13 protein-coding genes are annotated in these 16,083 nt (G+C 29.1%); 1 reads left to right on the forward strand and 12 read right to left on the reverse strand.

Annotation, left to right across the window (positions count from 1 at the left end; genetic code table 11):
• The 6 genes from RWZ86_RS01260 to lanKC form a co-directional block, all read right to left on the reverse strand.
• Positions 1-557, reverse strand: a 557-nt coding sequence (locus RWZ86_RS01260) for a GMP reductase (RefSeq protein ID WP_314679410.1), incomplete at its 3' end; no start/stop codon positions are given.
• A gap of 270 nt (positions 558-827) precedes the next feature.
• Complete coding sequence (gene ftsY / locus RWZ86_RS01265) at positions 828-1,835, reverse strand: signal recognition particle-docking protein FtsY (protein ID WP_006702571.1); 1,008 nt, start codon at positions 1,833-1,835, stop codon at positions 828-830.
• Positions 1,835-2,671 carry a Cof-type HAD-IIB family hydrolase gene (locus RWZ86_RS01270; protein WP_314679333.1) on the reverse strand — a complete coding sequence of 279 codons (837 nt, stop codon included), beginning with the start codon at positions 2,669-2,671 and terminating at the stop codon, positions 1,835-1,837. Before RWZ86_RS01270 ends, ftsY begins: the two co-directional genes overlap by 1 nt.
• 260 nt (positions 2,672-2,931) lie before the next feature.
• The gene (locus tag RWZ86_RS01275; protein ID WP_314679336.1) at positions 2,932-3,456 is read right to left on the reverse strand and encodes a GNAT family protein; all 525 of its coding nucleotides are present in this window, start codon (positions 3,454-3,456) and stop codon (positions 2,932-2,934) included.
• Positions 3,457-3,870: 414 nt separating this feature from the next.
• Positions 3,871-5,469 carry an ABC transporter ATP-binding protein gene (locus RWZ86_RS01280; RefSeq protein ID WP_314679338.1) on the reverse strand — a complete coding sequence of 533 codons (1,599 nt, stop codon included), beginning with the start codon at positions 5,467-5,469 and terminating at the stop codon, positions 3,871-3,873.
• Positions 5,454-8,024 carry a class III lanthionine synthetase LanKC gene (gene lanKC / locus RWZ86_RS01285; RefSeq protein WP_314679340.1) on the reverse strand — a complete coding sequence of 857 codons (2,571 nt, stop codon included), beginning with the start codon at positions 8,022-8,024 and terminating at the stop codon, positions 5,454-5,456. The genes RWZ86_RS01280 and lanKC overlap by 16 nt, the downstream gene beginning before the upstream one ends.
• Before the next feature lie 321 nt (positions 8,025-8,345).
• Between lanKC and RWZ86_RS01290 the strand changes: the two genes are divergently transcribed.
• Positions 8,346-8,768 carry a transposase gene (locus RWZ86_RS01290; RefSeq protein ID WP_314679342.1) on the forward strand — a complete coding sequence of 141 codons (423 nt, stop codon included), beginning with the start codon at positions 8,346-8,348 and terminating at the stop codon, positions 8,766-8,768.
• Positions 8,769-8,838: 70 nt separating this feature from the next.
• Here the strand turns inward: RWZ86_RS01290 and RWZ86_RS01295 are convergent, their stop codons facing one another.
• From RWZ86_RS01295 to RWZ86_RS01320, 6 genes are all read right to left on the reverse strand, one after another.
• Positions 8,839-9,621, reverse strand: a complete 783-nt coding sequence (locus RWZ86_RS01295; protein WP_314679344.1) for a hypothetical protein — start codon at positions 9,619-9,621, stop codon at positions 8,839-8,841.
• Positions 9,622-10,090: 469 nt separating this feature from the next.
• Positions 10,091-10,615 (reverse strand): GNAT family protein, encoded by a 525-nt coding sequence (locus RWZ86_RS01300; protein WP_314679336.1) that lies wholly within the window; start codon positions 10,613-10,615, stop codon positions 10,091-10,093.
• Between the two features lie 1,057 nt (positions 10,616-11,672).
• Positions 11,673-12,350, reverse strand: coding sequence for an ABC transporter ATP-binding protein (locus tag RWZ86_RS01305; protein ID WP_314679346.1), 678 nt, complete (start codon positions 12,348-12,350; stop codon positions 11,673-11,675).
• A gap of 272 nt (positions 12,351-12,622) precedes the next feature.
• The gene (locus RWZ86_RS01310) at positions 12,623-13,747 is read right to left on the reverse strand and encodes a hypothetical protein (protein WP_314679348.1); all 1,125 of its coding nucleotides are present in this window, start codon (positions 13,745-13,747) and stop codon (positions 12,623-12,625) included.
• Positions 13,748-13,981: 234 nt separating this feature from the next.
• Positions 13,982-14,263 (reverse strand): ribonuclease E inhibitor RraB, encoded by a 282-nt coding sequence (locus RWZ86_RS01315; RefSeq protein ID WP_314679350.1) that lies wholly within the window; start codon positions 14,261-14,263, stop codon positions 13,982-13,984.
• 219 nt (positions 14,264-14,482) lie between these two features.
• Complete coding sequence (locus RWZ86_RS01320) at positions 14,483-16,021, reverse strand: ABC transporter ATP-binding protein (RefSeq protein WP_314679352.1); 1,539 nt, start codon at positions 16,019-16,021, stop codon at positions 14,483-14,485.
• Positions 16,022-16,083 lie beyond the last annotated feature (62 nt).

Raw genomic sequence — 16,083 nt, forward strand, 5'->3', positions numbered from 1 at the left:
CCACCCGGACCGAATCCTGTTTTAATTTTTGTAATACATACTTTACCAGGTCCGATACCAACTTTTGTGGCATCAGCACCAGCATTTTCTAATTCACGAACGGCTTCAGGTGTACCTACATTCCCAGCAATTACGAATGTTTCTGGTAAATGTTTTTTAATATGTCCAATAATATCAATAACTGAATTCGCATGTCCATGAGCAATATCAATCGTAATATAATCCGGAATTAAATTTTTCTCTTTTAATTCTTCAATAAATTCATATTCATGAGGTTTTACACCCACACTGATTGAAGCAATAAGATTTTTTTCATGCATTTTTTTAATAAATGGAATTCTTCCTTGTTCATTAAAACGATGCATAATATAAAAATATCCATTTTCTGCTAAAAATTCTGCCACTGATTCATCAATAATTGTTTGCATATTTGCAGGTACTACAGGGATTTTAAAAGTGTGTTTCCCTAATTGAACAGTTGTATTGCATTCTGAACGACTATTTACAATACATTTATTCGGTACTAATTGAATATCTTCATAATCAAAAACTTTCATTTCAAACATGAGGTAACCTCCTTAAGTAAGCATTTGTTTCATATCTGTTACCACGAAATATTTTAACTTATTTTGACTAAAATGTAAACAAAAAACTTTAAATCCATGAACATTCATTAATTGAACGTTTGCATTATTTAGTAAAACACGAACAAAAAAGTTTTTAGAATAAAAAAATGACTTTTCCCGTAGCATCTTAGATATGAGATTCATTTTCGAACCTGCTGCCGTCCTTACTACATATGAAAAGTCATTTAAAATATTGTTATATTATTTCAGCGAATCTTTCACTAATCCGAAGATAAATTGTGTAGAGTCAAATGGTTGTAAATCATCCATTTTTTCTCCTAATCCAATAAATTTAACTGGAATATTCATTTCATGACGAATTGATAAAATTACGCCACCTTTTGCAGTACCATCTAATTTTGTTAAAATTAAACCTGTCACATCAATCGTTTCTTTAAATTGTTTTGCTTGAACTAAAGCATTTTGTCCTGTAGTTGCATCTAACACTAATAAAGTTTCATCTGCTCCTGTTTCAATTTCTCTAGAAATAATACGGTTCATTTTTTCTAATTCTTTCATTAGATTCACTTTATTTTGTAGACGACCGGCTGTATCAATTAATAAATAATCGATATTTTCTGCTTTCGCTTTTTTAATGGCATCATACACAACAGAAGAAGGATCTCCACCTTCTTTACCACTAACAACTGGAACCCCTACACGTTCGCCCCAAATTTCTAATTGTTGGATAGCTCCAGCACGGAATGTATCTCCTGCAGCTAATAATACAGAATGCCCTTCTTGTTTTAATCTCCAAGCAATTTTACCAATCGTAGTTGTTTTACCAACACCATTAACCCCAACAAATAGTAATACAGTTGGTCTACCTTCAGCTTTTGCTAAAGTTGCTAAATTGTCTTCACCTTTTTCATAAATGTCTACCATTTTTTCAATAATCACTTGTTTGACATCATGAGCATTTTTAGCATTTTTCAAACGAACTTCATCTCTTAAAGCATCCGTAATCGCTAACGTCATTTCAAAACCTACATCTGAAGAAATAAATGTTTCTTCTAAATCATCGAAGAAATCTTCATCAATCGTTCTAAAATCTGCTAAAAATTCGTTTAAATGATCCGAAAAACTTTTACGAGTTTTTTGCATTCCTTGGTCATATTTATCAATAATAATCGAAGTTTCTTGTTCTTGCTGTTTAATGACAGCATCTTCACCGGTAAAGGCACGTTTAATACGATCAAATAATCCCATTATTTCACTCCTTCTCTTTCACGTTTATTTTGTTCTAAAATGTGATAAATAGCATGAGCTACCCCAGACTCTTCATTTGTCTTCGTAATGAATTTTGCTACTTCTTTTACTTCTGGAGAACCATTTCCCATTGCTACTGGGAAACCAACTGTTGTAAGCATTGATAAATCATTTTCTTCGTCTCCACAAGCTGCAATTTCCTCTACTGTAATTCCTAAAATTTCAGCTAAATGCGTTAACCCTGTTCCTTTAGAAACTTCTTTTGGAACTACTTCTAATAAGAAAGTACGAGACTTCATACAATTGAATTTTTCAAAGAAAGCTTCTGGTAATTGACGAATTCCTTCATCTAATAGTGATTCTTCAATACATAGTACTGCCTTATAAAACACGTGGCTTGCTTCAAATTCCGATGGATTTTTTGTAACGAACTCAATTGGATGAGGTAATCCTGGATAAATAGAAGGTCTTCCTTCAGGATAGGTTGTTTCATAAGCTCTTTCTAAATCAATCATTACAAGAGGTAATCCTACTTTATACGCTTCTTCATAGCAGTATTGCATATCATCTCTCGAATGACCTTGTTTAAATAAAATTTCTTGGGATTTTGTTTTTTGAATAATTCCACCATTGTAGTTAATAGAAAAATCATCATCACCTAATAAATCTAATTCTTCTAATAAATGGTAAATACTCATTAATGGACGACCTGTACAAAGGACAATTTTTACTCCTTGTTCTTTAGCCAGTTGAATGGCTTTTTTATTTTCAGGTGTTACTTTTTTATCATCGGTTAGTAATGTTCCATCTAAGTCTAGTGCAATGACTTTTATCATACAATCTCTCCTTTTTTACTCTAGGGACTTTGTATCCTAGAACAATCATTCAACACTTTACTATATATGTGTTGCTTTGATTTCATTCTTGTATTATACCAAATTTTTAGGTTTGTGACTATTCCTAGAGAAAAAGCCATATCACTGTGATATAGCTTCTCCGTTTTTTTGTTGTTAGATAACTCCTAATTGTAGTCACTTAGATTTACAAATAGGCTTTGTCGAATACCCTATATAAATTTTAGTAATAAGCTTATCTTCTACTTCAATGCAAAAAATTCATCTCGTAGAATTCCATATTTTATAGAATCGTAGTAAGTTCCTTTATAATAACGAACTTTTCTAATTCTAGCTTCTTGAGTCATCCCTAATTTTTCTGACAGTCTCATCATGCCAGGATTACCACTCCAAGTTGTTAGTCCCACTCGTTCAATTTCTGGGAAATCTTTAAAACAAATCCCAATCCATTCTTGTAGGACAGATGTTCCGATACCGTGAGACCATAATGAATCATCGTAAATAACAATTCCTATTTCTAACCAACGAGTTCTAATGTCTTCCCAATAGCGTGTAACAACTCCAATAATTCTTTCTTCATAAACAATTGCTAAAATATTTTCACTCAGAAAAAAAAGATGATTTTCTGACTGTAAAAATGTTTCTAAATCTATTTGTTTATATTCGTCAAAATAAGGGGCATTATAAAGTGTCCATTTAGGTTTTTCAGATGAATATATCAGTGTATGAAGTATTGGTAAGTCTGACTCTCTTAATTTTTTAAGCAAATTAACTTTCTCCTTATATAATGTATTTAGATTATTAAATGCGACCTATTCGCATAAATAATTGTATAATATAGTTATTAGATAGAGGACATCGTTCTCTCCTTGAGTTCTAAAACTCGTACTTGAAAGAGTGATGCCTCTGGAAATTTTTCTTAGTGGTTTTGATTTTTTAAAGAATTTTTCTATTCTGTTATTTACTTTTCATAGTTAGTCTTTTTTCTCTAAGGGATACATTTCCTAGAAATCATCATTCCTTTGATTTCATTCTTGTATTTTACCAAATTTTTAGGTTTGTGACTATTCCTAAAGAAAAAGCCATATCACTGGGATATAGCTTCTTTGTTTATATTGGGGATTTATCGAACAATCACAAAAATTATCTAATTACACTATTTTACCTATTAACTACTCTACTCACATCTTATTTATAACTAGATGATTGTCCTTGATAGTAATGATTTTATCATATCCAACCATCATTTCCTCTGAAATATGATGTTCTATATCAATAACTGCTCCAGAATAAGTTTTAATCAAACCATTCAAAATTTTTGAACTCTCATCATCCAGCCCTGATAAAGCTTCGTCAACAAGTAAGCATGGTTTTTCAAATAATAATGCTCTTGCTAACTCTAACCGTTTTAATTCTCCACCAGACAGAGAATGTAATTGTTTATCCATTTTAGTATGAAGCATCTCTTTTGTTGCTAAGTGTTTCATTCCTACTCTTCTTAAAATTTCAATGACTCTACTTTCATCTATTGGACTATCAAACGTCAGATTAAACAGCAATGTTTCGTCAAAGATAAATGGGTTTTGAGAAACAACAGAGAAAAGTTCAATTCCTTGTTCTTGCCCATAATTGATAGTACCAGATAATACCTGCGTTTCCCCTAAAATAGTTTTTAAAAAAGTACTCTTTCCTGAACCTGAAGGTGCTTTGAATAATATCTTATCATGACTTCCAAGTGAAAAATCAATATTTTTAATCAATTCATTATCTTGATATCCTACTGTAGTTTGTTTAAATTCTAAGATAACTTCTCTACTTATTGGTAACTCTAGCAGTTGCTCATATTCTTCGGCTATACTATTAAGAGTTAGTACTTTATTCAATATTGGATCAATTGATTGAATCACATTATATGTAGAAGCAGCAGTAATTAATGGAGTTACAACCCTATCAGCTGCCATATAAATAGTAAGTAAACTTCCTACTGTCATATATCCATTTTGAACAGAACTTATTCCCAGCATTAATGCTATCAATAATGAGCACACATATAGTAAACTAATAACGGTATTGGCGATATTTTGATTAAAATCCATCTTAAAATAATTTTTTTCAGATACTCCTAACTTCTCACTCAACTTTTTTAGTACATTATTTACCACACCAAATCTTTTCATCAACGGACGTGCCTCTAAAAAATCTGTTAAAAATCCTATATATTGATCATTGGCTTCTTGCCAACGTATAGTTCCTTTCTTTAACCATTTTTTAGTTAACTTAGGAATTAGAGCAGGTATAGCTCCCAAACTAACAAAAATTAAGCCCACTAACATATTGATATTCATCAAAAATATAAATGTAACAACACCTTGAAGTGTACACAAAATCATAGTAAATACATTAATGATAAATTTATTTTCAATTTGCTGAACTTCACTAGTAATACTAGTGATGTAAGAACTTGGTGATTGCTGTAAATTCTCTTTGCTAACAGAATTTACTGCATGTATATTTTTTAACTGATAATTTACATTTTGAATAAACTTTCCTTTAAAGAAACTAAATAGAAATTTTGATAAAACAATTAACAGTAAAAAAATCAGCCATAAAAATACTGTATACATACTGCTATCAAAATCACTATTGTTCATATAATCTGTAAATTTCCCTAAAAAATACGGTGCACCAATTCCATCAAGAGATAGTAAAGCTAAAAATAACACAGCACATATAAATATTCGTTTATTACCTACTAGTATAAATCTTAAGAATCGAAACATTCTAATTCCTTCCCCTCTAATTTAGAAAATTCATTCAATGCTAACAATAATCCAGCACTTCCAGTCCCAAAATCAATAGAACAACGGAGCATTGCATATCCAGGGCATAATAAATTATAATCCTCATGTTCTCTATAAAGTTGAATATAAATATTTTTTAAACACTCATTTACATACTCTACATCAATAAATCCTAATCGAGCAGCTTTGCAAAGGACATACAGAATACCAGATTCTCCTTTTTCAAATCCCAAATGAACTGTAAAATTAACTTTTATACCATTAATCAAATTGGCTAGATAATCTTGTAAATTTTCTTTTATGCCTAACTCAAAATATTCTAATGCTACATAAGTAATTCCAGCTGTGCCATATGAAAAATAGGGGAATAAGATATCTTTTTCGTCTCTTAACATAGGATGCATATATGTTTCATTATCACCTATTTCCCCCGAAGTAATATCAGATATTAATAAGGCTTCTCCAAGCATAATAATTTCTTGTTCTCCAACTTCCTTATATAAAGATAAAAGAAATAATGCAATACCCGAATTTCCAAATTCAAATCCTATTTTTTCTGAATTATATAATAATGGGAGTTCATTCTGTATACGTTTAAAAACTTTCTTAATAGAAATCAAATATTCATCTTTAGGTTTAATTTTATACACCTTTAACAGAACCCAAGCTAAGCCTGATAATCCCTCTCCAAAATTCAAAGATTCATTTGGGTCATTAACTTTATAACTAACATAACTCGATATTTTATCTGCTAAATTTTCAATATTGTTAATATTTTTTATTTTATCATCAAATTGTAATAATGTGAAAATTGCTCCTGCCAATCCCGAAGAAAAGGACATATCCTCAAATTCACTAGATTGTATACCATTTAGTAAATACTGATGCAGTTCTACTCTTTGTCTATAAGATAGACCTTTGGATTTGATAAGAGAATAAACAATTCCTGATACTCCATACTTAAAACTAAAATTATTTTCTAATAGCAATGGAGATACCACTCTACTTGTATCTGAGTTCAGTAATTTAACAGTCGAAGTAATCAAATCCAATTTCATTTTTTTATAGGATACATTCAATTCACTAAATTTAGTGATTACCTCTTTCTTAGCATTATCAATGAATAACAAAATATTGTCATCATTACATTGTCCTTTTATTAATCCTACAATTAGCTTATATAGAGAGTCTGTCAAGAAATATTTATTGCCCATTCGTTCCAATATTCTTTCATATGACTCTTTATCTAATTCTAGAAAAGTACTTCCTCCTACTAACATAGAGTAAAATACAAAACCTAATGAAATGTAATCTTTAGTTTTTAAATCCACATCCATATTATTTTTAGCTGAAAATGAAATAGTATCAAACACATACTTATCTTCAGTTGAATCTAAATCAATAGAACCATCAAAGTCAACAAAATATATTTCTTTCCCATCAAAAAGTATATTGGTATTAGAAATATCTCCGACAACAATATTATATCTATGTATATCTCTCAACTTTAATAGACATTTTTTTAAAATTTCTTCTAGTTTTCGATAATAATTGATGTATTCTCTCTCGTCAGAGTTGGGAACTATAAAAGGATTATTAGTAGCCGCATAAATTCTTAATGTGTCACCAGGCATAATTGATTCTACAATAAAATAATGCTCCCAATCAAAAAAACTATCTAAAACTTGTGGTACTCCACTCATTCCGAGTAATTTATTTAATATTTTTTCTTCATTTTGCTTTAAATATACACTATCTTTTTTATCTCCAAATTGACATGTATACGGTCTCGCTTCCTTAATAATTCTATTTTCTGATTTTTTGGTATCTATTGCTACATAAGTTCCACCAGCATTAGTAAATCTCAAGACTTCTGATATATCATATCTATTATTCAACAACTCATCATTTTCTTCTTCCTCTACTTCATTTATTGGGTCAGATATCCAATAAGGTAGATTAAAAAAAGGCTGATGATCATCAATAAAAATATCCCCATTCTCAGGATTTATTATACACAAGTCATGTGTCATTTTGAATATTCCATATCTATAGTAAACAATTCCACTATACTTTTTATCTGTTAAAATATAAGGACCCTCTATTCCACTTAAAATATTTCCTAATCCTTTTAAATGTTTCAGAAGTAAATTTTCCTCATCAATATAAATAGTTATAAACTTACCCGAACTTCCCCTATCTGCACTTTTTTCATTCATACGAAAGACTATTTTTTTATCTGCATAAAATTTGAAATTCAATCTATTTGTCGCACAATATTCTACAACTAATTTCAATATTTGTTCACAATTCCAATAACATGCTGATATATGTATTTTCCATCCCGAAGAAGGCAATTCAAACATGTTTATATCACAGAAATAATATATTCTATCTTGAACAATCTTATAATCCTTATTAATTTTAGATAATGCTGCCTCACAAATCACTCTTAACTCATCTGAAGGCCTATAATCCTGAATTGGACAATAAAATATCTTATCAATATCTAATAAAATAGGTGAAATTTCCAAAATACTCCCTCCATTCTACAAATATATCTCCCACTGGAAAAACGAAAAAACAGTAGGAGATACTTGAAAGTTAATTAGAATATTTTTAAATTACAAAGCTAATTAATGGTACAAGGCGATACACAGGATACGCTAAATCCGCTTGCTAAAGGGATAACTACTTTTTTTGAAGCCATTTTCATTTTTTGTAATTTTAAAATTTTATTCATAAAGATCACCTTCGATTTAGAAAATTTAAATTAAATAATGCAAGTTACGTTTTTCTTAAAAACATTAAAAAATAATTAACTTTCAATTAAATTATAAACAACTCCGATAATTTTGTCAATATATATTTTTACGGAATCATTTACGCTGTCTAGGGGAATCATTTATGCTGTACAAGAAGTACCTTCACTTAAACCAGGATATGAAACAGTACCTCAATTAAGAGAAGCTTTTAAGGAGCGAAATTTCAATGATTTTAAAGAAGAATTGATGAATGTACAAACGAAACATCTGCCTGATGGATTAAATCGTGTTCTACAAACTTTTAAGAAGTTTTTACCGTATTTACAAAATACTTGTGAGTATCCAACTCTTTCAAATGGACCTATTGAAGGGATTAACAACAAAATTAAAGTACTTAAAAGAAACGCTTATGGCTACACTAGTTTCACTCATTTTAGAAATAGAATTCTACTAATGTCTAAACTATTTGCTCCAACAACTAAAAAAGGAATTAAGCAATCTGACGCCGCTTAATTCCTTCACTAAAATTGTTTCATCAACCCTATTTGACAAAGAGCCCTATTATTCAACAATTAGCTTTTATCTATCTATTTAAATCTTTATGTATTACTTCTAAATTATCAAACATATACCTAATTTCATCAAACTTAGTGCTCTGATTAAGAATACGTACATATTTTTTATGCTCATCTTTTTTATTTCTTACTTTTATCAGTATATATATTGTATCCTTAACAAAATTATCTTTCAATATAAAATATTCGACGTTCTCTATAATTACCTTATTCAAAATAATATATAAAGAAAATATATCGCTGTACTCTATTTTTGGAGGAAATAATTTTCTTGAATACGAAATTGAATATAACTTATCTTTAAAAATAAATATTAATATTATTATATTTACTGCTAGACATATACTATCAATATCAACTATAGAAAAATCTAACCATTTTTTACTAATAGTATTAATTATAAATTTTACTATCCACAAGTCTGTGAAAATCCATATAAATAAACTTATAATTCTTTGTATAGCAGATATATAGTTGTACCCACCCATAGTCCCATCAATATTTCTATACTCTTCTTCATCTTTAGGATAGACATTAAAATATCCTAATATATAAACTATAGTACTAACTATAACTCCTAAAATAATTAGAAATATAATATTATCAAATATATGATCATAGGACTGAACAAATAAATTTATAATATTAATAGGAATCCATTTCAATAAAAATGAAATGTCAATTTTATTTAAGTTGAAAAATAACATTACTAAAAATATTATTTTCAATATAGGAATCCCTATATACTTATTATAATATGTTTCAGCTTTTTTCCATAATTCACTTTGCATAACAAACCTCCTTTATATCACTAACTATTTATTTCAACTCATATTAAACCTTAAAACTTTTTAACGGTTAAATTCCATCCAATACGTATCAAATTGTGTTATATTACTTCAATATTGCTTCACATTAACAATCCCTTTATTCCAAGCTATTTAGAGCTATTATTGTATTATTCACTTAATTCCTATTTCTAGTACAATGACTTTTATCATACAATCTCTCCTTTTTACTCTAAGGGCTTTGAATTCTAGAGCCATCATTCAACACTTTACTATATATGTGTTGCTTTGATTTCATTCTTGTATTATACCAAATTTTTAGGTTTGTGACTATTCCTAGAGAAAAAGCCATATCACTGTGATATAGCTTCTCCGTTTTTTTGTTGTTAGATAACTCCTAATTGTAGTCACTTAGATTTACAAATAGGCTTTGTCGAATACCCTATATAAATTTTAGTAATAAGCTTATCTTCTACTTCAATGCAAAAAATTCATCTCGTAGAATTCCATATTTTATAGAATCGTAGTAAGTTCCTTTATAATAACGAACTTTTCTAATTCTAGCTTCTTGAGTCATCCCTAATTTTTCTGACAGTCTCATCATGCCAGGATTACCACTCCAAGTTGTTAGTCCCACTCGTTCAATTTCTGGGAAATCTTTAAAACAAATCCCAATCCATTCTTGTAGGACAGATGTTCCGATACCGTGAGACCATAATGAATCATCGTAAATAACAATTCCTATTTCTAACCAACGAGTTCTAATGTCTTCCCAATAGCGTGTAACAACTCCAATAATTCTTTCTTCATAAACAATTGCTAAAATATTTTCACTCAGAAAAAAAAGATGATTTTCTGACTGTAAAAATGTTTCTAAATCTATTTGTTTATATTCGTCAAAATAAGGGGCATTATAAAGTGTCCATTTAGGTTTTTCAGATGAATATATCAGTGTATGAAGTATTGGTAAGTCTGACTCTCTTAATTTTTTAAGCAAATTAACTTTCTCCTTATATAATGTATTTAGATTATTAAATGCGACCTATTCGCATAAATAATTGTATAATATAGTTATTAGATAGAGGACATCGTTCTCTCCTTGAGTTCTAAAACTCGTACTTGAAAGAGTGATGCCTCTGGAAATTTTTCTTAGTGGTTTTGATTTTTTAAAGAATTTTTCTATTCTGTTATTTACTTTTCATAGTTAGTCTTTTTTCTCTAAGGGATACATTTCCTAGAAATCATCATTCCTTTGATTTCATTCTTGTATTTTACCAAATTTTTAGGTTTGTGACTATTCCTAAAGAAAAAGCCATATCACTGGGATATAGCTTCTTTGTTTTTACTTTTAATTGATCATTCTTATCAGTTACCAATTAATTTTTTTATTTTTAAGACTAAATAATATTAATATAGAAATAATCGTCACTATTAAATTCATAATCAATGACTGTTCCGCTAAAATTTGATATCTTAGGACATCTACAAACAACGTTAGCGGTATTATATTATTGTATACATTTTTAATTTCATTAACTGATGATACCCCTATCATCACTCTATCTTGATTATTTGACATAAACATATAATAGAAACACCATACTTGAAAGATTAACACTGAAACAAGTGAAAAAATAAATAAATTTAAACGAACAGACTTCTTTATCAATGTTCTACATAGATACAACAACATACTAACAATACTAAAAAAACTTAATATTGAAATGACTTTTTGAAAAAGTTGCCAAATGTCAAAATTTGAAATTATCAAGTAGTATATGATATTAAAAAATGCAAAGATAAAGGAATATATAATAAGAATTTGCATTTTACTGTATTTTAGAGTGTAATAAAAATATCTCTTTCTAGTGTACAACAGTTCATATAGAAAATAAGTAGATATACCTATTAAAAACGTAGCAGAAATCATAACCCCAATACCATTAAGCATACGAATCCACTCAATGTCCCCCAACATAATTGTAATAATTCTCATTACTATACTTATACCGTATACATACAAATAGACATTCTTATAGTCACGTATAATCTTCTTAATTAAAAGGCACATTTCTATTCACTTCCTTATAAATGTCATCTAGTGATAATCCAGGATACTTTTCAAAAAGTTGAGGTACTGAATTATGCAATAATATTTCGCCATTGCTCATAAATATAACTTCATCGAACAATTTATCCATATCTTGTATGAGATGTGTACTAATAATTGTAACTCCAGAATTTGTTTTAAATTTCATGATTAAGTCAATTAATATATCTCGAGTAAGCGGATCGACTGCTGCTAGAGGTTCGTCCAATAAGTAAGTATCTACATCATGACAAAGTAGAAAAGCTAAATGTAATTGCTCTTTCATTCCCTTAGAATACGAAGAAATCAACTGATCCTGATTAAGATTTAAGTAACTAAATATTTGTATTGCCTTTTCGATATTAAATGTGTCATAAACTTGCTCAAATAAATTAAAACACTCCCTAATTGTTAAGTCTTCTGGTATGTACGCATAATCAGGAAGCAATTGTACTTTACCTACATCATGAACATTGCCCTCATACTTTTGATACAAATCGGCTAAAACATTCATAAGCGTTGTTTTTCCTGAACCATTAGGCCCAAGCAATGCAATAATTTGCCCTTTAGGTTCAATAGACAATGTTATATCGTTTAAAATTATTTTGTTTAATCTAAAAAATAAATTTTTAACACTAACCATATTTGTCTCCTTTTTACTCTAGATGGTGCATTTCCGAGAATCATCATTCCACACTTCACTTTAAGTGTTTCTCGTTGATTTCATACTTGTATTATACCAAATTTTTAGATTTGTAACTATTCCAAAAGAAAAAGCCATATCACAGGGAAATAGCTTCTTTGTTTTTACTTTTGATTGATCATACAAAATTATTGGAGCTTTTATTTCGCCTATAATCAATATGATAGAAACTTACGAATTAGATTCACTAACAGGATTGTCGAACAACCTTTTTAATCTGCTATAAGTGATATCTCGGTTAATAATCTATACGCTTCATCTTTGATACACTTGCTCTCTTCTCCATCAAACAGTCTTGCAATAACTAAATAATAATACACCTTCTCAAATATTTCTTTTTCTTCTTCCGATAAACTATTGTATAATTTTTCAGTCATTATAATGTTTTGAGAAGATTCCAACAAAAGAAATTCTACAATTTTAATGAAACTATTAGATTGATTATTTTCATATTCTTTATACTTATTATCTAGACATTCAATCAACGGAATCATATTATGTTTTTCATCGTTAGGTATCAATATGGCAAAATATATAGCATCTCCTTTTTTATTAGGAACAAGAGCATAAATAGAAGGTAATTTTGGTATTGTAGAATCTTTATAAGTTGGAGCATAGTAAAATTGACAGCCACATGCTAAAAAGTTGCTAGTATTTCTTATTTCATAAAATTTCAAGTGAAATTTATTTTGGAAATCTTTAAATACAGGCTCAGAGTTACAGTTGAAAATTTCATCAAACAATGATTTTAAATTCTTATAAATATCAAAAGAATATTGACCATTCAAAATAAATTGAACTACTTTTTGTTCCATAAAATACTTTTTTTCATCCTCTTTTGTTATTTTTTTAGAATAATCCTTTTCTCCCAGTATTTCTCCTCTATTATCAGCTAGTTTTATTTCTTTCTCTAATAAGTAGTCATAACAAAATACCCTATAAAGAAACAAACAAAGATAAGTTTTTTCATCTACACCTATATTTTTTAGTTCTATTCGCTTAAAAATTTCTGTATCATGAAATTTACAAAATAAAGGCTTCACTCCAGAGTGACCTATATTCATTATCTCTAAAATGGGAGTTTTTCTGTCAGAATAAGAAGCCCCCACTAGTTTAGATAAATTTATACTGTAAACATTATTTGAATTTGCAAATTTTTTCAACATAGATTTAGGGTAAGTGTGTGATTCTATTGGCGTTTCTTTACAATTAGGAAAATGACATTTAGTTTCTTTAAGATTATTATTAAATCTATCTTTTTCATTCAATTGTATGAAAATATTGCTTCTTCCCCTATTAATTTTATTATAAATCTCTTTTATTAGTTCCAAAAACATACTATTTCTCCTACATAATGTTTATGATCATATTATACATCAAAATACAGAAATTCTAAAACTTATCAAACTCACTCTGCCCAGCCTAAGTTGTAAAATAAAGAGAGACAACATAACATCGTTATTTTCTGTTAACATTGTTTCATCAACCTTATTGAACAAAGAGCCTAATGAAATCAATATTTTTAAAGAACGTTTTCATCTCACTTCTTCTCTTTAAAGTGCTATTTCACGCTACTTCACAATATGGCATCCCCAGCCATTATATTCCCCGTCAAATTCTTTTGCTACATCCATAAGATACCAGACAATTTCATCGATATTTTCAAAAGCATCTTCCCTACCAATGACAAGTACATATGGATATTCCTTATCTATATCCTCATTATCCTCATTGTTGCTTAGATTTTCTGATGAAAGTTTTATAAAACCGTCTTCCATTACTTTGGCTAAAAAGGCTTCCCCATTTTCTTCCGTTTTAAAGAGTAGGCAATGTTCGAGTACTCTCGGTACCATACTATTATTATTGAATTAAAATTAATGGAGTTTATACAATATTATCGGCACTTTTATTTTACCTATAATCGATATGATAGAAACTCACAAATTAGATTCACCAATAAGATTTGTCAAACAACCAATATTATTAAATTTAAATACTAATACTTAAACTGAAAATTTTTTCTAAAGTCGTGCTTTATTCAATCTTAATAACTTATATTTTCCTCATTCCTGTTATTTTATTGTGATTACTTCATTAAATTTACTATTCCAATAGTCTAAATTATGATGCAATACCATTATGATTAGATAATCATCCAGACTTAATAATAAGTCCAAAACCATGTCTGCACTTGCCTTATCGAGATGCGCAGTTGGTTCATCAAGTAATAATATCTTTTTATCACTAGCTAATGCTCTCAATAATCCTAATAAATTTCTCTCACCACCACTCAATTCAGACATGGGATTCATAGACTGCAACGCTTGTTGAGTTGATGGACTTAAACGACTCCATAATTCTTGTGAATGGTGGTTTTTGTCTTGATAGAGACCAAATAACGTGATATTATCTTCTAGCTTTGCCTTCATAAAATGCTCATGTTGCGTCAAATAAAAAATCTGATCAACAGCTGCCCGTATTTCGCCCGATTGTAATGGAATTTGATGCATGATTAACTTCAATAAAGTCGACTTACCGACACCACTTTTTCCTACTATTGCATACTTATGAGGAGCAGTAAATTCTAAGTTAAGATTTTCTAAGTTCACATTGTCTTGATGATAGCTCACATTGGTAATAATGATCTGAGAACCATTAGTATCGGTCTGAACGGCTAATTCCTGACCCTTTTCTCCTAAATTCACGATGATTGACAAAGTTTCTTTGGAAGCATTGATTAAGTTTAAATCAATTAAAATGTTCTTTATTGGATAAATGAAATTTTCTACATAACTAAAAGTCGCAACCGCTGCTCCGATTGATAGTTCGTTTTTTATTAACAGATAACCGACTACTATAAATGAGGCAAGCTGTATTATAAACATTACTAGACCGTTAGCAATATTGGATAACGTTTTGATTTTTCCGTAATGGAGACGATTTTTCTCCGTTTCATCTAATTGTTGTTGATGTAGTTTTCTAAAAGTTTTTATGGTTTCACTATTAATACGAGATTTCATCGAAAAAATATCAGCTAATCGTTGTGAGTAAACTTCTAATCCTTCCAAAAATCTTCGTTGTTTTATAGTGATATAAGGTGCCAAATACTTGGAAACAAAGGGTGAGCACAGCGATAAGGCTATAATCACAATAGCGACTCTCCAATCCACAAAAACAATCAGTGACACAGCATAAATAGCAAGACTAATACACGACTTGATAATATCTAATAAAGGATCTAAGTACTCCTCGCTTAAAACTTCTACATCATTATTGAAGACCGATAAGTATTCTGCGATTGTCTTGGAGTTAAACGTTGTGACTGACGATGATAAAAGAAAATCACATAACCTTCCTTTGACAACACGATTAAATTCAACTGAAGTTTTCCATTCATATACTTGTGATATATATTGAAATAACGAGTTACATACAATCGCTAAGAGATAACAAATGATTAATTTTATAAGAAGTTCATTACCCTCAATTAATACCCTATCAAACAAAATCTTATTTAAATACGGTATAACAACATTAGTGGAAGTATAAAGTACATGAAAGAGCAGTTGAATTAAAATAACATTTTTAATTTTTTTGATATAATAAACCATTATTTCCTCCTAAAAAAACCTAATGAATGAAGTGAATCGAAATGTTAGATTTTTTATGTCTA

Source organism: uncultured Granulicatella sp., from assembly GCF_963545075.1.
GTDB lineage: Bacteria > Bacillota > Bacilli > Lactobacillales > Aerococcaceae > Granulicatella.